Annotated in this window: 30 protein-coding genes; 29 read left to right on the top strand and 1 reads right to left on the bottom strand. The window is 36.2% G+C overall.

What is annotated here, in order from left to right; genetic code table 11:
• The first annotated feature begins 22 nt into the window (after window positions 1-22).
• From BK580_RS21785 to BK580_RS21735, 13 genes are all read left to right on the top strand, one after another.
• Window positions 23-307, top strand: coding sequence for a hypothetical protein (locus BK580_RS21785; RefSeq protein ID WP_078382363.1), 285 nt, complete (start codon window positions 23-25; stop codon window positions 305-307).
• Window positions 308-325: 18 nt separating this feature from the next.
• Complete coding sequence (locus BK580_RS21780) at window positions 326-565, top strand: hypothetical protein (protein ID WP_078382362.1); 240 nt, start codon at window positions 326-328, stop codon at window positions 563-565.
• Window positions 558-1,439, top strand: a complete 882-nt coding sequence (locus BK580_RS21775) for a phage antirepressor (protein ID WP_078382361.1) — start codon at window positions 558-560, stop codon at window positions 1,437-1,439. The genes BK580_RS21780 and BK580_RS21775 overlap by 8 nt, the downstream gene beginning before the upstream one ends.
• Entirely contained in the window at window positions 1,426-2,025 is a 600-nt protein-coding gene (locus BK580_RS21770; protein WP_078382360.1) for a hypothetical protein, read from the top strand. Before BK580_RS21775 ends, BK580_RS21770 begins: the two co-directional genes overlap by 14 nt.
• Window positions 2,013-2,339: a hypothetical protein gene (locus BK580_RS21765; protein WP_078382359.1), complete on the top strand. Its 327-nt coding sequence runs from the start codon at window positions 2,013-2,015 to the stop codon at window positions 2,337-2,339. Before BK580_RS21770 ends, BK580_RS21765 begins: the two co-directional genes overlap by 13 nt.
• A 223-nt stretch (window positions 2,340-2,562) precedes the next feature.
• Window positions 2,563-3,474: a DUF4373 domain-containing protein gene (locus BK580_RS23830; protein ID WP_078382358.1), complete on the top strand. Its 912-nt coding sequence runs from the start codon at window positions 2,563-2,565 to the stop codon at window positions 3,472-3,474.
• A complete protein-coding gene (locus tag BK580_RS21755) occupies window positions 3,416-4,297 on the top strand; it encodes an ATP-binding protein (RefSeq protein WP_235864092.1) in 882 nt (293 codons plus the stop codon). The genes BK580_RS23830 and BK580_RS21755 overlap by 59 nt, the downstream gene beginning before the upstream one ends.
• 6 nt (window positions 4,298-4,303) lie before the next feature.
• Window positions 4,304-4,459 (top strand): hypothetical protein, encoded by a 156-nt coding sequence (locus tag BK580_RS23810; RefSeq protein ID WP_169865222.1) that lies wholly within the window; start codon window positions 4,304-4,306, stop codon window positions 4,457-4,459.
• Window positions 4,460-4,477: 18 nt separating this feature from the next.
• Entirely contained in the window at window positions 4,478-4,939 is a 462-nt protein-coding gene (locus BK580_RS21750) for a hypothetical protein (protein ID WP_078382357.1), read from the top strand.
• Between the two features lies 1 nt (window position 4,940).
• On the top strand, window positions 4,941-5,336 hold the full coding sequence (locus tag BK580_RS21745) for a hypothetical protein (RefSeq protein ID WP_078382356.1): 396 nt from the start codon (window positions 4,941-4,943) through the stop codon (window positions 5,334-5,336).
• A 3-nt stretch (window positions 5,337-5,339) separates the two neighbouring features.
• Complete coding sequence (locus BK580_RS21740) at window positions 5,340-5,621, top strand: hypothetical protein (RefSeq protein WP_078382355.1); 282 nt, start codon at window positions 5,340-5,342, stop codon at window positions 5,619-5,621.
• Window positions 5,622-5,761: 140 nt separating this feature from the next.
• Complete coding sequence (locus BK580_RS23805; RefSeq protein WP_169865219.1) at window positions 5,762-5,923, top strand: hypothetical protein; 162 nt, start codon at window positions 5,762-5,764, stop codon at window positions 5,921-5,923.
• Window positions 5,924-5,964: 41 nt separating this feature from the next.
• Window positions 5,965-6,156 (top strand): hypothetical protein, encoded by a 192-nt coding sequence (locus BK580_RS21735; protein ID WP_235864091.1) that lies wholly within the window; start codon window positions 5,965-5,967, stop codon window positions 6,154-6,156.
• A 42-nt stretch (window positions 6,157-6,198) separates the two neighbouring features.
• On the opposite strand, the gene BK580_RS21730 is transcribed toward BK580_RS21735, so the two are convergent.
• Window positions 6,199-6,462, bottom strand: a complete 264-nt coding sequence (locus BK580_RS21730; RefSeq protein WP_078382354.1) for a hypothetical protein — start codon at window positions 6,460-6,462, stop codon at window positions 6,199-6,201.
• A gap of 133 nt (window positions 6,463-6,595) precedes the next feature.
• On the opposite strand from BK580_RS21730, the gene BK580_RS21725 reads away from it, so the two are divergent.
• The 16 genes from BK580_RS21725 (at window position 6,596) to BK580_RS21650 (ending at window position 17,676) form a co-directional block, all read left to right on the top strand.
• Window positions 6,596-6,805, top strand: a complete 210-nt coding sequence (locus BK580_RS21725) for a hypothetical protein (RefSeq protein WP_078382353.1) — start codon at window positions 6,596-6,598, stop codon at window positions 6,803-6,805.
• A complete protein-coding gene (locus tag BK580_RS21720) occupies window positions 6,802-7,455 on the top strand; it encodes a hypothetical protein (RefSeq protein WP_078382352.1) in 654 nt (217 codons plus the stop codon). The genes BK580_RS21725 and BK580_RS21720 overlap by 4 nt, the downstream gene beginning before the upstream one ends.
• A gap of 30 nt (window positions 7,456-7,485) precedes the next feature.
• Window positions 7,486-8,091 (top strand): hypothetical protein, encoded by a 606-nt coding sequence (locus BK580_RS21715; protein WP_078382351.1) that lies wholly within the window; start codon window positions 7,486-7,488, stop codon window positions 8,089-8,091.
• 896 nt (window positions 8,092-8,987) lie between these two features.
• Window positions 8,988-9,806: a hypothetical protein gene (locus tag BK580_RS21710; protein WP_078382350.1), complete on the top strand. Its 819-nt coding sequence runs from the start codon at window positions 8,988-8,990 to the stop codon at window positions 9,804-9,806.
• Window positions 9,803-10,687: a hypothetical protein gene (locus BK580_RS21705; RefSeq protein ID WP_078382349.1), complete on the top strand. Its 885-nt coding sequence runs from the start codon at window positions 9,803-9,805 to the stop codon at window positions 10,685-10,687. The genes BK580_RS21710 and BK580_RS21705 overlap by 4 nt, the downstream gene beginning before the upstream one ends.
• Before the next feature lie 59 nt (window positions 10,688-10,746).
• Window positions 10,747-10,899, top strand: coding sequence for a hypothetical protein (locus BK580_RS23800; RefSeq protein WP_169865215.1), 153 nt, complete (start codon window positions 10,747-10,749; stop codon window positions 10,897-10,899).
• A 93-nt stretch (window positions 10,900-10,992) separates the two neighbouring features.
• Complete coding sequence (locus tag BK580_RS21695) at window positions 10,993-11,244, top strand: hypothetical protein (protein ID WP_078382347.1); 252 nt, start codon at window positions 10,993-10,995, stop codon at window positions 11,242-11,244.
• 92 nt (window positions 11,245-11,336) lie between these two features.
• Window positions 11,337-11,861, top strand: a complete 525-nt coding sequence (locus BK580_RS21690; RefSeq protein ID WP_078382346.1) for a hypothetical protein — start codon at window positions 11,337-11,339, stop codon at window positions 11,859-11,861.
• A 247-nt stretch (window positions 11,862-12,108) separates the two neighbouring features.
• Complete coding sequence (locus BK580_RS21680; protein ID WP_078382344.1) at window positions 12,109-12,390, top strand: hypothetical protein; 282 nt, start codon at window positions 12,109-12,111, stop codon at window positions 12,388-12,390.
• Window positions 12,387-12,740, top strand: a complete 354-nt coding sequence (locus tag BK580_RS21675; RefSeq protein ID WP_078382343.1) for a hypothetical protein — start codon at window positions 12,387-12,389, stop codon at window positions 12,738-12,740. The genes BK580_RS21680 and BK580_RS21675 overlap by 4 nt, the downstream gene beginning before the upstream one ends.
• Complete coding sequence (locus BK580_RS23795; RefSeq protein ID WP_169865212.1) at window positions 12,718-12,876, top strand: hypothetical protein; 159 nt, start codon at window positions 12,718-12,720, stop codon at window positions 12,874-12,876. The genes BK580_RS21675 and BK580_RS23795 overlap by 23 nt, the downstream gene beginning before the upstream one ends.
• A gap of 81 nt (window positions 12,877-12,957) precedes the next feature.
• Window positions 12,958-13,377, top strand: coding sequence for an HNH endonuclease (locus BK580_RS24080; RefSeq protein WP_078382342.1), 420 nt, complete (start codon window positions 12,958-12,960; stop codon window positions 13,375-13,377).
• Window positions 13,378-13,485: 108 nt separating this feature from the next.
• Window positions 13,486-13,995: a phage terminase small subunit P27 family gene (locus tag BK580_RS21665; protein ID WP_078382341.1), complete on the top strand. Its 510-nt coding sequence runs from the start codon at window positions 13,486-13,488 to the stop codon at window positions 13,993-13,995.
• Between the two features lie 7 nt (window positions 13,996-14,002).
• Window positions 14,003-15,712: a terminase large subunit gene (locus BK580_RS21660; protein ID WP_078382340.1), complete on the top strand. Its 1,710-nt coding sequence runs from the start codon at window positions 14,003-14,005 to the stop codon at window positions 15,710-15,712.
• Window positions 15,713-15,734: 22 nt separating this feature from the next.
• Entirely contained in the window at window positions 15,735-16,994 is a 1,260-nt protein-coding gene (locus BK580_RS21655) for a phage portal protein (RefSeq protein WP_078382867.1), read from the top strand.
• Window positions 16,975-17,676 (top strand): head maturation protease, ClpP-related, encoded by a 702-nt coding sequence (locus BK580_RS21650; RefSeq protein WP_078382868.1) that lies wholly within the window; start codon window positions 16,975-16,977, stop codon window positions 17,674-17,676. Before BK580_RS21655 ends, BK580_RS21650 begins: the two co-directional genes overlap by 20 nt.
• The last annotated feature ends 1 nt before the right edge of the window (window position 17,677 follow it).

Genomic DNA, 17,677 nt, shown 5'->3' with positions numbered 1-17,677 from the left:
GAAAAAGGAGGAATGGTAGACTATGAGTTTAGTTATAGCAGAGAGTCCTAGTGCAGACTGGAGCTCCGAGGCGCTTATTATGATTATGGGTGATTCATTTGAAAAACGAGGAATTGTAATGACTCCAGACAAATCCTACATTGAGTTGTTCGCAGAATGTATAAATACCATGACTAGAAAGGGCTTAAAAAGATTAGTGACATTTATGATTAGCGAGGAGTTCCATTTATCTGACGATCCTAGCTTTGTGAAAATGCATGAGATTGCTAACGCTAGATTAAATCAGATTATAGAATTTAAGAACTAAAAATGGAGGGGAATAGGGATGATGATTTTTAAGAACACTGAACTTAATTTTGAAAATGTTTCGGTAGCAATAGAAACAGATAATATCGGATCTGGTGCATTGGTAAGAGTAACTGAATTTATTATCGATAGGAATGAAGCCGGTGAAGAAGTACAGAAAGGGAAAAATGTTGTTGAAGTTTATCTTGCAATAGAAGAAATTAAAGCACTTGCAGCAAGTCTTAACCAAATGTTAGGTGAGGAGCTGGAAAATGAGTAGCGCGGTCCACGGAGTAGGGGTTCAAACAGGAGTGGGAGGAACGAGTGGAATAAAAACATTTAACCACAAGATGTTCGGTGAACTTCCAGTAGTAATCGAGAATGGTAAGGAATTTTTTGGAGCAACAGATGTTGCAAGCGCTTTGGAGTATAAACAACCTGAGCATGCTGTGAAAAATCATTGTGATGAAGATGGGTGTATAAGTTATACAGTCATCGATACTTTAGGACGCAGGCAATTAAAAAAATTCATTTCTATAGGAAATGTCACAAGGTTGATTGTTGCAGCATCCAAACAAAGTAAAAATACGGAAATTCAAACAAAGGCTAAACAATATGAAAAATGGATATTTGATGATGTTATGCCATCTGTTCAAAAGCATGGCGCATATCTAACTGATAGTGTACTAGAACTAGCAATAGCAAATCCTGACTTCACTATTGGTTTGTTAGAAAAATTAAAAGCAGAGAAAGTTGAAAAGAATCGCCTTTCAATCCAAAATAAAATGCTCGAGCAACAAGTAGCAGAAGCACAGCCGAAGTTAACTTATTTCGATACTATCTTAAAGTCTAAAAAACTATTAACCGTCACACAAATTGCAAAGGATTATGGGATGTCCGCACAAGGGTTAAATAAAATTTTACACAAGGAAGGTATTCAATATAAACAAAGTAAGCAGTGGTTTCTTTATAGTCAGTTTCATGATAAAGGCTATACAAAATCTGAAACATTTATTGATGACTCTGGAGAAGCGCGTTTAAACACAAAGTGGACTCAAAAAGGAAGGTTGTTTATTCATGAAACCCTTCAAAAACGTAATATTCTAGCGGTTGTAGATAGAGAGAAAGAGGTGAAACACAGTGAAGCAAATTAAGCCAATATTAAAAGAGGATGAAGAACAACTTTTAGCTATATATAGCAGACTGTTTATACATTCAATTCACCAAGCGATTCAGCATGTTGAAGTAAATGATAGTTACGATATTGATAGTTTAAAACGTGTAGTTTTTACAGGAATAAAGATGATTAATGCAGAGAGAATCGAGGTTAAGGAGTACCGTTCTTTAGTTACAAGGTTGAAACTGATAAAGAATATAGAGCGTGTAATAAGCAAGCTCACACCAGCTGAATTCCAGACCATTTTTCCAATCACCAAAGAATATGACGGCGATCGTTTTGGAATTAAAGATTATTACCACACAAAAAAATATATAAAAGGTATCGGAGAGCACGAGGTTATTGGTGATAATGTCGCGGGATTCCTACGGGAGTACGTTAATTGGGATATCACACTCTTCCTTGTTAACTTTACTACGAATATGAGTAGTCTTAAAAGGTGTCATGAAACATCATTAAAAACCAAATCTCTTACCACAGAGAGAACAGTTGCTGATAAGACAAGATATAAGATTTTAAGACCATTACAAGAAAGAGGGGTATGGGAGACATGCATAAATTAAATATCACTGTTGGTCAACGTGGGATCATTGTTGATGTTTTAAGAAGATATCTTCAAGCGCTTGAAGTTTTACAGGAAGGAAAAATTCCTTATATTAAGCTAGCTTATAACAAGCTTTTGAGCAACAACACACCATTTGTAGACGGTGGAGAAATGCTCTGCTTTGTAGAAGCTTTAGGGTATAGGATAGGTCAATTAGAAGTCGCAGGTAGGACTCTAGATCAACAATATTGTTTGCAACTTGCTCTCGCTATAGATTTTCAACGGAGGCAGTATCAAAGATATTTTGGTCCAAAAATAGAAAAAAGCAGCTGAAGTGCGCCAACACATAACTGCAGATAGAGAATTGATTTGTATTAGAAAGATTTTAACATGGAATTATGCAATCGGACAAGCTTATTATCCTTCTAGGTTCTTTGAATGCTGTTTTTAGCGCTCTTCTTTCCTGGCACTCTTATAAGCTTTTTTAACCAATGAAAACTCCTAGAATCAAAGATAAACATTACGAGAATGGAATGTAAAGGTGGAGGTGGGTGATATGGCCAGACCACAAAAAGAAGGGTTAGACTATTTCCCTTTGGATGTAGATATAGATCAAGATGATAAAGTAGCGCTAATTGAAGCCCAACACGGTCTAGAGGGTTTCGGTATAGTTGTTAAGCTCATGATGAAAATTTATAAAAACAGCTACTATTATTCATGGACAGAGAGGGAACGCCTACTCTTTTCAAAGGTAGTTAATGTAGACATTAATGTAATTAATGATGTAGTTAATGATTGCATAAAATGGGATTTGTTTTCTAAGGATATTTACGAAAAATATAATATCCTTACATCGAAAGGCATTCAAATTAGGTATTTGGAAGCTACCTCTAGAAGGCAAGAAACGAAGATAAAAAACGAGTATTTATTGTTATCGGAAACTCAGGTTATGGAATACAAAAACTTGTTCTTAGAAGGAATTAATGTAGACATTAACTCTGCTAAAGAGGGGGAAAATGCTAACATTAATCCCCAAAGTAAAGTAAAGGAAAGTAAAGTAAAGAAAATAAAAGAAAAGAATAGTCGTAAAAAGATTTACGACGCTACCTCCACCCACTTTAAATTAGCAGAACGATTATATAACCAGATATTAAAAAATAACCCTAACCATAAAAAACCAGATTTACAAAAATGGGCTGATGATATCCGGTTAACGATGGAGAGAGATAAACGTACGGAAGAACAAATAATTTATGTGATTGATTGGTGCCAAAAAGATTCTTTCTGGAAGGCCAATATTTTATCAGTTTCAAAGCTTAGGGAGAAGTTCGATCAATTGGTGATCCAAATACAAGCGAAACGGAAGCAATTACCGAAAAAACCAATTTATCCAAAGGAGGATCCAAAGAATGAAGGAAGCGTTAGAAAGCGTGATGAAGGGGATGGGAATGTCCAACTCTTCAAATAAACTAGAGCCAGTTCATTGTGAAAAATGCGGAAACGAAATAGAGCGAATCCAAATACAGCATCCCTTCGGAAAAGGTACAAGGTGGGTACCTGTTGCTTGTCCCTGTGTCATAAAAGAAAGAGAGGACTTTAACAAAGAGCAAGAGAGAAGATTAAAGCAACATAAAATCGAGAAGGCTTTAAAACTAAGCAGCGCTTTAGAGGACATAAGAAACATGACTTTTTCCAACTACATCCTACGTGACGGTGCTGAAAACTCCTACAAAGAAATAAAAAAAGCGATAGAGAACTTCGAGGAAAGAGGAAGATTAGGAGTGTTCATCTTTGGAGAGACAGGAAACGGAAAGAGTCACTTAACAGCAGCTGGAGGAAATGAGCTGATCGTTAAAGGTTACTCCGTTATTTTTCTAACGGAAAAAGACTTGCTTAGTAGATTAGCAGCTACCAAGAATTTTAGAAATGAAGAATCCTTTCACGAGATTATGGATGCTTGCTTAAGAGCGGATCTTCTTGTATGGGATGACTTCATGAGTAGCCAACGATTGACGGACGAAGAGAAAGATTGGATTTTTCAAATCTTTAACGGTCGAGAACGAGCAGACAAACCGATATGGGCTACCTCTAATATTACTCCAGAGGAATTCCAAAGTGATGCAATTGCATACAAGCTAGACGACAAGGGACGCACATGGTGGCGCATTATCGGAAATATGGAGTGTATCTATAACAGAGCGGGAAACTACCGCAAATCAAAAGCTATGGCTCGTGCTATAGGGATAACAGTTGAAGAGTATGAAAAGCAAAGAAAGTCTGTAGAGGAGTGAACACAATTGAGGATCGCAAAGAAGAACTTTGTTTACGGATTAAGATGGGGAAATTGTAGTATAGGATTTGAAGTCCACGACAGTGATCTATTAGGAATGGTTATTGAATTTAAATTGTTTCCTTTAATTGCTTACTGGAGAATCAAAAAGCCAATTTCATAGGGAAGGTGGTCATATTAAGTGTTTAAACTAGATAAGATGCAGCAACGTACAATTAGCGTTTGGAACAAGATCCATCAGGCACACAAGGAATTAAATATATATCGTGAATCAGAAGGGCTTCCAGTGATTTCGTTAGATGAATTTGAGAAAAGAGTGATTAACAGGATTGAAGTATCTGTTATGACTGCAGAGCAAGCGATTGATTACGAACTTTTTGCTGCTAGTGGCGGACTCCAAAAAAGCCTTGCTGATTTAGAAGATAGATTTTCCTTTGTAGCAGGTGAATTTTTTAAGCTATTTTACTCTATAAGAGACAGAGTATGTGCAATTTGGAATAACATAAAACCTTTATATCATAACTCTGTATTAATAGATAAGGAATTAAAAGCTAGTAAGAAGATTGCTAGGCAGAAATTCTTTCGTAAGAAAAAGAGTCAAAGGAAGAAATGGCAAAAGCACAAGAGAAAGTTAGGTAAGTAGTTTGAAGAAGGATTGGACGGATATTCACTTACTCGAAATCATCAAGTATCAAAAGCAATTAGAAGTTCTTCCTCCAGACGATATGGAAATGGCTCGTATCGAAATCTTATCGAAAATGCTCGTATTCATTGGGAAATTGTCTGCCGAGTTTTCGGAACGTTATAAGAGAGTGTATGCAAGCAGAAAACGAGTGTATGCGGAAGCGTATATACGAGCTGCTAAAAATAAAGCAGCCGAAGCAGAATTAGCAATCATTGACTTACGCGAAGAGGAAGCAGAATCGTACGGGAATATGAAGCGCTGGACGAACGCTTTCGAGAGCACGAAAGAAGAGATTAACGCGTTGAAATATAAAATTAAGATTAGCATAGAAGATGGTTCGAGCAGGGGGAGTTAGTAAATGAAATCAACTAAATATCAATTGTTGAAAGATGATTTTGATCACGCGGTAGACCAATTGAGAATTAAAAACAAAATAATTGAAGAGCTGAGAAAGGAAGTAAAACACTTTCAGGCACTCCACCAATCATACTTGGATATGTACACAAAAGTAGTCGGTGAAAGAAATGAATTAATAAGCTTAAACCTCTGGTCTGCAAGAAGATTAGGATTTACACACAAAGAATTTGCATTTAATGAATTAGAGAAAATTACAGGAGAAAAACACGAAAGATTTTATTGAACACAGGAGGTCAAATATGGCAATATTCAAATCCTGCAACAATTGTAAAAGGTTCTATTTTCACGCTATATATACAGCTTTATGTAATGAGTGCAAAGAAGCGAAAGCAAAAATGCCTAAGGAGGAAAAGGAGAAATAATATGAGTGAATTAGTCGACCAAGTTACTTATCTCCATGAAGATATAGAAAAAGTCGAAGTTGATGTGTATGTTGACGATACCAAAGGTGTTGAAACTACAAGTATAACTATCTATTTAGAAGATGGTGGATTTAGAAATTATTCATTTGATAGACAAATGTAACTGCACATTTCGAAGAAACAATGAAATTGGGGGTTATTGATTTGATACAAACTTTAGTTATAAATTTCGGTGAATATGAATTCACAAATTTCGACAGAGCAGTAAAGGTTCTTGAAGAAGATTATGGATATGAAGGCCTAGCTTGGGACATGGTTGTAGCGAGCAATGATTTTGAAATCTTAGCAGACTTCTTAGTCGTTGATGGTGTAGATGCGGAAGTAGTTAATGAATAATAGAATTAGGCGACTTTAAAAGCCGCCTAATTCTACTCCGTACTAGTTGATAAAGTATTCTCGAAACGGAAGTCGAGAGGGATCAATATTTGATAGAAACCTTACTATATCGTTTCTCCCATAATACTTAAATCTTCCAAATGAGTCTTTACCTAGTAATACAACAGGCACTCCATCAAATAATGGCCTACATTGTGAAATAAGTTTGTTAGATTCAAGTTGACTGTTAATAACCCAGCTTTCTACTCTAACAACAGCAAAACTAACACCTTGTTCTCTGACTCTTGCAGCAATGATTTTTGTCATCTAGATCATCCCCATTTGTAGTTTTATAGTTTTATATATCCGATATTGTCGGATATTAATAGTATTTGCCAAAGCATGCGAAATTATGCCTATTATTTTTTTATAAATTATTAAATTTAAGGTGGTGGAGTAAATGGTTGCTAAAAATAAAATGATTAGTGAGATTGTCAAAGTATTGCCTAATAATGATGTAGATGTATTAGAGGTTTCAGTTTCCGCCAAAACCGTAGGTATACCAAAAGAAGAGTGGGTTTCACATAATTTAACAGGAGAAAAGGAAATAAAAATACGGTTAGTAAATAAAAACACTCAATCAAAGTTTAAAGAGATGAATCTCATATGAATGAGATTCCAAGAGACATACTAATAGAAAATGTATGTGGTAATTGTCCAGGTAGCTTATGGGGGACAAAAAGTATCTGCAGAATCCATAACAGAAGCATAGGTGAGATAAATACATGTAAGGAATGGAATCGTCGCAGCACTTCCGAAGCGGAAGCTAGTTTTATAAATCAGGAAGGTCAACTAGCCTTCACTGTTTTAGAACCCGCAATTGAAGTTGTTCAAAAGACTGAAGAAGATCTACGCAGTTATCATTGGATGATGCGTGAGATTGATAGGTTACAAAAGGAGTTAGACAAGGCTCTTAAAGGTTTTATTCCGCAGAGTTCCTTGGTGGCTCAATATGGCGTTGAAGCAACCTTGCCCAAGGCCCAAGGCACTAAACCATCTACAATGTCTGTAAGTGAAGAGAAATATGATAGACAGTACAAGCGATTAAAAGCTCTTCAAGAAAAGATCAAAAAGATTGATATAGCGGCTGCTAAGTTAACAGATCAAAAAGAATCTACAGTATTAGAGTGCATATTAGATGGCGAAAGAATGAATATGATTGCAAGTCATGTAGGTGTTTCTAGACAAAGATTAAACGAGATTAAAAGACTTCTAGTTAAAAAGATAGCATGGGAATTATATGGCGACGATATAAATTAATGATGCGAAACCACTAAAGGAGGAGCTCATATGGTTCTAAGGAAATTGATTCAAGAAGCGATAGAGTACATCTGGAATAACAACATAAAAGATGATTTGGATAAACGAATGATTTCAAATGAAGATACCCTTAAATGTGCTTTTTATAAACATTTGAGGGAAAGATTATCAGATGAATTTTTATTGGAAAATAACTTAAGGATTGTTACTGAGTTACCGCTATCGAATTTTGATATTAAGAATGGAGACAAGCATAACAGAATAGATTTGACGGTTGTTGATCCGCAACAGACTGATTTTTTACCTTTAAAATATTGGAGTAATAAGGTTATAGTAATGGTGGAATTTAAATATATTCAGGCAAGGATTGAAAGATTGAACGTTATAAATGATTTTTCCTTTATAAAACAAATTCATAAAGACATTGAGAAGTTGCACCAATTAACTCAACTAGAGAAGTATAACAACACTTTAATGGTTGGGGCTTTCGTGCATGAGATGGATTACGGATCGGATAAAATTAGTTTTGCGGAAGATTACTTACACCATTTAAATTCCTCACCATCAAATATAATTGAACTTGTTGGATTTTTGAAAGGTAACGATTATCGTACGGTGGTAAATAAATTTGGTTGACACTTCTGACAAAATGGACACTAATGACAGATTTTGAAGGTTGTTAAAGGGAAGTTGTATAATCCTAGCATAGGGTTCGAGGTTATCTCGGACGTGTCACCCATACACTAATCCCTACGTAAAAGCGGTGCCGTCGTTTATAACGTAACAAAATGTAAGAACAAAACCTAAGCAGTAACGAAAAAATCGAGCTGCTTTTGCTAGATCATGCGGTGGCGGAATAGGTAGACGCTAATGTCTGATGTAAGGAAAGGGGCACAAGAGTAAGGTAAGCCTGTCTTAATACTGCCTTGCTTATGTAAGGTGCAAATCCTTACTCGCATATACATACTGGGGGTGCGTCTGAATACAGGAGACGTCAAGTGCACGAAGAGGCTGGCGAGAGGTGCATACAATACTTTCGAAATGTTCACTTGCTTATAGGGGCGGGCTATTATGCCTTTCGCCACCTGTTCCTTACAGGGAGCAAGTGTTAAGGAAACAGATTAGAGAGTATAAAACCCATAAGGTGATTTGTGGTTGAACCTTATTGTTAAAACGCTGGAAGGCGCTCCACAAAGTGCCATGCCAAACACCCTGTCCAACCGAAGGGTTAGGAGGACTGGATTTTCTTTCTCATTATGTGTACCAACTTTAACAAACGGAATTTCCAACCGCCGTGATTTTTAAGATTTCCGACCATTCTGTGGAGTGCTTTTGACGTCTTTTCCGCTAGTTTAGTTGGTATGCTAATGAGTAGAAAAACTGATTTTATGACCTTGTATGGTTGCATTGTGGAATTTTCTCAATGAGGTTCGAATCCTCAAAAGGTCTTACAAAAAATAAAAATGCAAGCACTTATTGACTCGTAATAGAGTCCGATAAGTGCTTTTTTGTTTAAAAGAGGGGTGGTCTTAGTGGAAAAATACTTGGAGATGGCTAAAAAGAACAAAATAAACGTGAGAACATTTAAAAGTAGACTAAGATATGGCTGGGGCCCGAGGAAAGCTGCAACTAAACAACCATTTCAAAAGCGGCATGATAATGATTGGCGAAAGGTAGCTAATAAAAATGGAGTAAGTAATTCTGTGTTTTATGATAGGGTAGATAATTTATTTTGGTCTCCAGAAGAAGCTGCCATTACTCCCATAATGTCAAGAAAAGAAGTATCTGACTTAGGTAACAAAGCTCAATCTGAATACAGAGAGATTACAAATAAACGCATCTATAAGGATCCTTCAAATATGTTTAAGCTTACTCTTCTTCATATAGAGGAAGCTTTAAAAAACGGAATTAAGGAGCGAACAGTAAGAGCGCGCGTTTACAATTATGGATGGTCTGTCCAAGAAGCGATTACCGTACCGACAAAAGGTTCGTCGTTTGAAAGGTCAGAGGATTATTTTTATTATCTTAAAATCGCAAAAGAGAACGGAATATCTACCTGCACATACAGACATCGAGCGAAAAGAGGTTGGTCTCTAATAGAAGCTGCTACAGCGGAACTAGTCGATTCAAGTGGTTATAGAGGAGAGGACAAAGTGTGGTTTGATTTAGCTATTCAAAACGGAATCAAACCAACTACTTATAAGGGTAGAATTCGAATGGGCTGGTCTCCTAAAGAAGCAGCAACTACTCCGATACTAAAAAAGGGAGAATACTTAAATCAAGAACGGAAAAATAAAGCAGCAGATGGCTATAAGAATTTTAAACGAGGAAAAAATGGTGGGTTAAAATGAATGAAGCCCAGAGATTAAGTGAAGATGAAAAAACCAATCTTGTATTGAAGTATAGGGATATGGTCAAAAGAGTAGCGCATAGATACCACTTCTTGGATAAAGATTTTGATAATATACAAGGCGGTGGTTTTCTTGGGTTAGCAAAAGCAATTGTTTATTTCGAGACTAACCCAAACATCGAAATAGAATCTATAGCCTATTCGTATATAAGAAAGGCTATTCTTCATCAATACGTAAAAAAGAACAAGGCGAATTCAGAAATCAGTCTACAGAGTCCACTAACAATTTATGGTGATAACGATGGCGGTACTTTAGAAGATGTTATTCAAGGTAACGCTATGCATCTTAACGAATGTGATATCCAAAAATGGATCAGAGAGTCTTTATTTGAGTGGCCATCCAACAAAATAAATATGGTAACTGACTACCTCTTGACCGAAAAGAGCCTCGAAGAAATAGCGAAAGAACATCAAATTTCTATGATGGGTGCTAGAAAAATTCAAAAACAGGGAAATCTTCTTATAAAAAGATATTTGTATAACAATTCCATTATCTTGGACTATCTCTCTTTTCCAAGTGAAGAGGAGAGAAAAGAAAAAAAAGTTATAAATCACAGAGCATTAGGACCAGATGACTATGGGATAATAAAGTATATTGTTAAATATTTTCCTGACCTAACAAAAAATGATATAGCAAGGTTATCGAATACTAGTTCATATATGATACAACAACTTTTAGATCACCCTACAGCAGCTTATTTGAAAGCTACATTTGATGGGTCGATTCAAAATAGAGTAGTGAAGTACTATAAAATGAAATACCCAGAAAGGCTTCCTGGTAAGGTAATAGTTTATAAAAAAGATAATAAAAATCTTGCATAGAAAAGAGGTATCTGGAATTGTCCAGATACCTCTTTCTGTTGCGCGTAGAAGGTGATGTTATGAAAATAATGGACCATCTTGCCCCAAAGCAAATAGATAACATAAAAAAACAAGTTAAGAAGCCTAAGTTAAAGGAATGGGAAATTAAAGAGCTTATGGGAACGAATCGAGACACCTACAAAAGAGTAAACGGAGCTGTTAGAAGACGATGATTAGGATTATATTGTTGTCATAAATTGACGAACGATAAGATGTTGTGTAAGTAGTTCCTTTTGCTCATAATTGGGTAGAAGGGAGTTGTTTTTATGCCAGAAGAGATTATGAATGATATTTCCAACATGATGAATGCTATGGCACTCACAGTTTTTCAAACTGTTTTCATGTATATAGGGTTACCTGTGTTGCTTATGCTGATAATTGGTGGTTTTATTTTCAAGTTAAAATGGAAAGCTCTGCAACTAATAATAATATCAACAGCTTTTATAGGCTTATATTTTTTTGTGACTAACGGACTTCCGAATATGCAGGAAGCGTACTTTTTGAAGATTAATAGTTAATTCAAATATCCTTTCGGGGGTATTTTTACTTTGAAACCTTTTCGGTTGCAAATCATAACAAACATGTATACATAAAATGGGGGAATGGAATTATGAAAAAATATTATTTAATGTTTTTATCATTAATCACAGTGATAGGTTTAGCAGCATGCAATACCGACGTGGATCAAGACGAAAAGATAGAGGTAGAAGCTATTGAAGTAACAGAAGTACCCGAAACAAACGCACCAGGTGAAGAAGAAGCTGAACCTGAAGATAATGCTGAAGAAAGTGATTCATCATATATTGAAGATCTAACTATCGAAGAGATAAAAGAAGGAATTTCATTTGAAGGTTTAGGGGAAGACGACGAATTAAAAGACTTAACTTTTGAAAACGGTGAAATTAATGCCGTTATTAAGTTGGAAGACCAAGATCTATTTGCTCCAAAAGATTTCGCGGTAACTAGATATAGTTCGGTATCCGATTATTTATTGACGCTGGAAGGTTGGGAAACATTAACGGTTGAGTTTGAGGGAATCGGAGAAATTAGTATAGACATATCTGAAAAGGAAACAAATGAGGTCGGCAGCTATTTTCCAATCGCGGAAATCGAGGAAAGTTTAAATCTATATTAAAGACTAAAAGACATCTCTTAAGGGGTGTCTTTTTCTTATGGGAGTGAAGGAATATGGAATATAAACCTATTGATTTGAAACAAGAAATGAAAGAGATTGTTTGTTCATCTTTAAAAATATCACTTCCCACTTTTCTTTTAATAATAGCAATTGTTAATACTCTAAATACCAACTCAAAGACATGGTTGTTCTTTCATATTTTTACCGTAATGTGGTTTACAACTATCCTTGTAAGGAGGAAAAGAAATTGAAATTAATGTATGAATGCACCGATGACAATTGCAGAACAGTGACAGTCTTTAATAAACAACCTGAATTAGATGGAGTAAGGTGTTCGAGGTGTGAAGGTCCTGTGATACCTAAGCGGTTTAAACCAATCAATCACAACCCTAGCGAAAGAGCTTGGTATGTTCGCGAAAGAATAATCAAAGAAAACAAAAAATACTGTTTTGATTTAACTCCTGAGCAAGTGGAAGCGGTACTGTTGTTAGGCGATGACTTTCAAAGTGACAGAAGGGAATCAGTTTGATTAAGCAAATGGTCCGTTGCGATTATTGTGAAGAAGAGTTTGAGATATTTCCCTTGGAAAAGCAGCACAAAAAAGGTGTCGTTGAGACCTACTTCGTTTGCCCTCATTGCAATCATCACTACACTTCTTTTGTTACTGATGAAAAGATAAGAACCATGCAACAAAGAGCAAAGAGGATGTTTGAATCCTTAGGAGTCATCGGAACAACCAGAAGTATAGACGAGTACGATGCTACTTGGAAAGAGCTAAAGGTATTTAGAGAAGAAATCAGAAACAGAATACGCACCTTAAAAGAAGAAGTTATTAACGAGGGGGAGATGGAGAGCGATGGTTCAAAAGAATCTAAGTGAAGAAGATATACAAATGCTTAAGAAGATCGCTACGGAGCAAGGAGAAGAAATTAAAGAGCTAAGTTACGCTATGGCAGACGCGTTTAACAGAGTATCTGAATGGCCGATGAAGGTAAAGGAAATCAATTATGATTGAAGTAGGATTGTTTTTAACTTTATTTGTTACGCTGCCTATTCTGTGTATCGCTCATTTTGCTCACAAGAGAAGTAAATAAGTATGGCCTTATTAAAACTTTGTAGGTGTGGCAAAAGGATTTCTATGGGTATTGCAAGGTGTGAAAAGTGCGAAGAGAAGAAGGGTGAGCGTCACAAGCTATATGACAAGTATAGACGTGATAAGGACTCCTCTTCTTTCTACAATAGCAAAGCGTGGTCAGTTGTTCGTGAAAGAATAAGAGGAAGAGATCACCGTCTTTGTAGACTATGCTTAAGCAAGAAGAAGTTCAAACCTATGCAGATAGTACACCATATCAAAGAATTAAAGGACTATCCTAAACTTGGATTAATAGATACTAACTTGATCTCTGTGTGTGCAAACTGTCATAAGTTCATTCATAAAGAGTACGACAAAGGACCGAGCAATAAGAAGGAGATGGAAAGGGAACTACAGGCATTGTTGAAAAATGTCGCATCCTGACAGGAGGGGGGAGTTGTGTGAACTTTTGACACAATTCACCAAACCGCTTGTCCCAGTCTTTTGCGCAAAAAATCCGTTTTTGAAATTTTTTTGAAGGGGGTGTTATAGTTGGCCGGGAGAAATAAAGAACCACTAGCAGTCATTCAAGGGAAAGGCAAGTCAAACCATCTAACCAAGGAAGAAATTAAAAGAAGACAAGAGCACGAAGAAAAGGTAAAGGGTTTTACAGACAAGATAGTTCCGCCTTCATACTTAACTGCTAAACAAAAAAAAGACTTTGAAGAAATATCTTCTGAATTAATCCGTTTAGAGATATTTAGTAATCTAGATGTAGACGCTCTTGCGCGTTACATTGACTCGAGAGATATGTACATTCGTCTTGTTAAAGACTTGAAGAAGATTAAAGCTACAGAAATCGCGACTTTTGAAGATGGGGCGAAAAAAGTAGTTGCTAACGAAGATTATCCTAAACTTATGAAGTCTAAGAATCTACTTTTTACTGAGTGTCGAGCAGCTGCTAGTGATCTTGGGCTGACAATTACCTCTCGATTAAAGTTAGTTATACCGAAAAAGGAAGATGATAAGCCTAAGAATAAATTTAGTAAGTTTGCTAGGTGAGTAGCGCATGCATAGAGTAACCCAATATGCCTTAGATGTCGTAGAGGGAAGAATAACAGTTGGTAAATACGAAAGATTATCTGCACAACGTCACCTTGATGATATAGAACGTTCTAAAGTAGCCCCATATGTTTATAGGTTTGATGAAGAAAAAGCAGATATCATTATTGATTATGCTGAAACACTAGAATTAGTTGAAGGTGATGAGAAAGAACAATTAGCCCTGGAGCCATTCCAGGCTTTTGTTTTGGGTTCTTTACACGGATGGGTCCATAAAGAAACGGGTTATCGTCGATTTAGAAATAGTTATATTCAATTAGGTCGTCAGAATGGTAAGTCATTGAAGAACGGTATCTTAGGAACTTTCTATGGTAATTTCGATGGCTATAATTATGGTCAAATTTATTGTACTGCTACAAAACAAGAACAAGCAAAAATAGTCTTAAAAGAAATGATTAAGTTTATTCGAGCTGATCCGGACCTGGACGAGCTATTTAAGATAAAAGAGTACAACAGTACTATAGAATGTTTAATAACTAATTCCATAATTATGGCTTTAGGTCGAGATAGTAAATCGATTGATGGTTTTCGACCATTGCTTGGAATTGTAGATGAGTATCATGCCCATAAAACTAATCAGATGTATAAACAACTTGAGGGTGGTACAGGGAAATTAAAAGAGTCATTGATTTCTGTAATTACAACAGCAGGCTTTGATTTGAATAGTCCGTGTTGCCAGTTATATGAGTACTGTATAAAGGTGCTAGAAGGTGTAATTCAGAATGAAACCCAGTTTGTATTTATAGCACAATTAGATAAAGAGGATGATATATGGGATCCTGCTAACTGGATAAAAGCAAATCCTCTGACATGTAAGACTCCTGAAGGTATAAGAGCGATGGAAGATATTGCTCGAAAAGCTAAGGAAATGGGCGGCGAAGAACTACTAGACTTCATGACTAAACGTCTAAATATATGGGTTCAATTTTCAGAGAATCAATATATGAATATGGAGCATTGGAAGGCTTGTAAGTCAAAGAGAACTCTTGAAGATATGAGAGGGAGAATTTGCTATGCTGGTCTCGATTTATCAAGCGGGGGAGATTTAACAAGTTTAGCGTTGGTATTTCCCTATGTAGTGGATGGAGTTAGGAAGTACTTTGTACACTCGCACTCATTCATTCCTAAAAACAGAGTAGTGGAACACATGAAAACAGATGATGCCCCGTATAACATATGGATACGAGAAAAACTTTTAACAGTAACGGAAACCCTTGGTGGCATTAAGACCGATTATAAGTACATTATTTCATACTTAAAACAAATAATTGAAGAATATGATTTAGACCTGCAGCTGATATGTTATGACCCTCATAACGCCTCGGCTTTTTTATATGACCTCGAAGACATAGGGTGCGATACACTTTCGATTGTACAATCAGCGCGCAACTTAAATGACGCTACAGTAGATTTCAGATTAGAAGTGGAAGCTGGGAACGTTGAATATGATGAAAAGAATGAGTTGTTAACTTGGTCGGTTGCGAATGCAAAAACAGTATCAAATTCTTTTGGAGAAATCAAACTCGACAAGGATCTGAAACAAAAAAGAATTGATCCAGTCGATGCAATTATAGATGCGTGGAAAATGGCCATACAAGAAGAGTTAGATGTTAACCAATATGTTACGGATGAGTATTTGGAGAAATTAGGATGGTGATAAAGGAGGTGGAAAATTGAAAATACGAGATTTTTTTAACAAGTTTAGTCCTAAAAGTAGCGTTTCACTAGATTCAACTGAATTTCTCAGGTTGTTGGGAATCGATTCGAAAATTCCAAGCAATAAACTTAGTGAGGTAACTTATTTCACTTGTCTAAGATTACTTTCTGAAAGTGTATCTAAACTACCACTTAAAATGTATCAAGATACTGAAATGGGAACAAGACAAGTGCATAATCATCCGTTGATTAAATTGTTAAAAATAAGGCCCAATCCTTATATGACACCTAGTACTTTCTGGGGAACGGTTGAAATTAATAGAAATCATTACGGTAATAGTTATGTGTATATAAACTCCGATTTGAATGGAGTCAAAGACCTTTGGATATTACCAACAGAGCAAGTCCAGGTATGGATAGACAATGCTGGTATATTTAAAACAAAAAACGCAATCTGGTATATATATACGGATGCTAAATCTAGTAAGATGTATAAGTTTCGACATGATGAAATTATGCATTTCAAAACTTCTGTAAGTTTAGATGGGATTATGGGTCTTGCAATCAAAGATATATTAAAAGTGTCGATTGAAAATGCACAACACAATGGTTCTTATCTGAACAATTACTATAAAAACGGATTAATGGGTAAAGCGGTTGTTCATTATACCGGGGATCTTGATTTAAAAGCAGGTAGGAAAATGGCTGCTAGAATAGAGGATTTTGCTAGCGGTACAAAAAATGCTGGAAAAATCATTCCTCTTCCATTCGGGTTTTCACTACAACCACTAAATATCAGTATGGCCGATGCGCAGTTCTTAGAAATTAGCAAGTACACAGCATTGCAAATCGCAGGAGCATTCGGTATCAAACCTTCTATGATTAATAACTACGACAAAGGTAATTATGCCAATGTCGAGATGCAACAGCATGATTTCTATATCAATACCTTATTAGCTATCATCAAGCCATATGAGGAAGAGACAAGTTTCAAGTTAATATCCGAAGAAGAAATCGAATCAGGACATCGGCTTAATTACAACACAAACGTTATTCTTCGAGCGGACTTTAAAACACAAATGGAAGGATTGGCGAAAGCTGTTGGAAGTGGTCTCAAATCACCGAACGAGTCGCGACGGATGCTTGGTTTACCTCAAAAAGAAGGGGGAGATGAACTTATAGTTAATGGAACTTTTATCAAACTTAAGGATGTTGGGAAACAATACGGTGTGAAAACAAACTCGAAAGGTGGTGAGAATGAAGATGAAGTGGCTGAAGATTAAGAATCAAACCGAGAACTCGGCGGATCTTTACTTTTACGGAGACATAGTTTCTTCGTGGTGGGGAGCATGGGATGATACTGATCAATACCCTGAGTCTATAAGGAATTTTCTTGATGGAGTAAAAGGAATGGACCTTAACATTTACATTAATAGTGGTGGGGGAAGCGTTTTTGCTGGACTTGCTATCTATAATATGTTGAAAAGACACGATGGCTATAAAACAGCCTATATCGACGGAGTGGGAGCTTCTATCTCGTCCGTAATACCTTTCGCGGCAGATAAAGTAATTATTCCTTCTAATGCATTTCTTATGGTGCATAAGCCATGGGCAGGATTAGCGGGAAATGCTTTTGATCTGCGTAAAATGGCAGATGATTTGGATGCTATCGAGGAAGGAATTATGAAAGTCTATGAAGCTAACTTAATTGATGGTGTGGATATAGAGACCGTCAGGCAGCTGGTACAAAAAGAAACATGGCTCAATGGAACAGAGGCTGCTCAATACTTTAGGGTTGAAGTTGGCGAAGAAAATAAAGCAGTTGCTTGTGCATCTGACTATTTTAAAGAATATAAGAATACGCCAATCAATTTTAAATCAAGCAAAACACCAAAAGAAAAAATACAGAGTGATGCGACAATAAATAAAATAAAAGCCCTTGAATTGGAACTAGCAATTATCTAGT

It is taken from the genome of Sutcliffiella halmapala (assembly GCF_002019665.1).
In the GTDB taxonomy this organism is placed as follows: Bacteria; Bacillota; Bacilli; order Bacillales; family Bacillaceae_I; genus Sutcliffiella_A; species Sutcliffiella_A halmapala.
The sequence above is the reverse complement of the archived record's forward strand: the minus strand, read 5'-3'. Positions and strand labels throughout refer to the sequence as shown.

Bases quoted from the DNA above. Each gene is read 5' to 3' on its own strand.
- BK580_RS21715 (WP_078382351.1), top strand. From the start codon at position 7,486: ATGGTTCTAAGGAAATTGATTCAAGAAGCGATAGAGTACATCTGGAAT.
- BK580_RS23800 (WP_169865215.1), top strand. From the start codon at position 10,747: ATGAAAATAATGGACCATCTTGCCCCAAAGCAAATAGATAACATAAAA.
- BK580_RS21775 (WP_078382361.1), top strand. From the start codon at position 558: ATGAGTAGCGCGGTCCACGGAGTAGGGGTTCAAACAGGAGTGGGAGGA.
- BK580_RS21730 (WP_078382354.1), bottom strand. From the start codon at position 6,462: ATGACAAAAATCATTGCTGCAAGAGTCAGAGAACAAGGTGTTAGTTTT.
- BK580_RS23805 (WP_169865219.1), top strand. From the start codon at position 5,762: ATGAGTGAATTAGTCGACCAAGTTACTTATCTCCATGAAGATATAGAA.
- BK580_RS21705 (WP_078382349.1), top strand. From the start codon at position 9,803: ATGAATGAAGCCCAGAGATTAAGTGAAGATGAAAAAACCAATCTTGTA.
- BK580_RS21660 (WP_078382340.1), top strand. From the start codon at position 14,003: ATGCATAGAGTAACCCAATATGCCTTAGATGTCGTAGAGGGAAGAATA.
- BK580_RS21690 (WP_078382346.1), top strand. From the start codon at position 11,337: ATGAAAAAATATTATTTAATGTTTTTATCATTAATCACAGTGATAGGT.
- BK580_RS21785 (WP_078382363.1), top strand. From the start codon at position 23: ATGAGTTTAGTTATAGCAGAGAGTCCTAGTGCAGACTGGAGCTCCGAG.
- BK580_RS24080 (WP_078382342.1), top strand. From the start codon at position 12,958: ATGGCCTTATTAAAACTTTGTAGGTGTGGCAAAAGGATTTCTATGGGT.
- BK580_RS23795 (WP_169865212.1), top strand. From the start codon at position 12,718: ATGGTTCAAAAGAATCTAAGTGAAGAAGATATACAAATGCTTAAGAAG.
- BK580_RS21780 (WP_078382362.1), top strand. From the start codon at position 326: ATGATGATTTTTAAGAACACTGAACTTAATTTTGAAAATGTTTCGGTA.
- BK580_RS21725 (WP_078382353.1), top strand. From the start codon at position 6,596: ATGGTTGCTAAAAATAAAATGATTAGTGAGATTGTCAAAGTATTGCCT.
- BK580_RS21740 (WP_078382355.1), top strand. From the start codon at position 5,340: ATGAAATCAACTAAATATCAATTGTTGAAAGATGATTTTGATCACGCG.
- BK580_RS21650 (WP_078382868.1), top strand. From the start codon at position 16,975: ATGAAGTGGCTGAAGATTAAGAATCAAACCGAGAACTCGGCGGATCTT.
- BK580_RS21765 (WP_078382359.1), top strand. From the start codon at position 2,013: ATGCATAAATTAAATATCACTGTTGGTCAACGTGGGATCATTGTTGAT.
- BK580_RS23830 (WP_078382358.1), top strand. From the start codon at position 2,563: ATGGCCAGACCACAAAAAGAAGGGTTAGACTATTTCCCTTTGGATGTA.
- BK580_RS21755 (WP_235864092.1), top strand. From the start codon at position 3,416: ATGAAGGAAGCGTTAGAAAGCGTGATGAAGGGGATGGGAATGTCCAAC.
- BK580_RS21695 (WP_078382347.1), top strand. From the start codon at position 10,993: ATGCCAGAAGAGATTATGAATGATATTTCCAACATGATGAATGCTATG.
- BK580_RS21720 (WP_078382352.1), top strand. From the start codon at position 6,802: ATGAATGAGATTCCAAGAGACATACTAATAGAAAATGTATGTGGTAAT.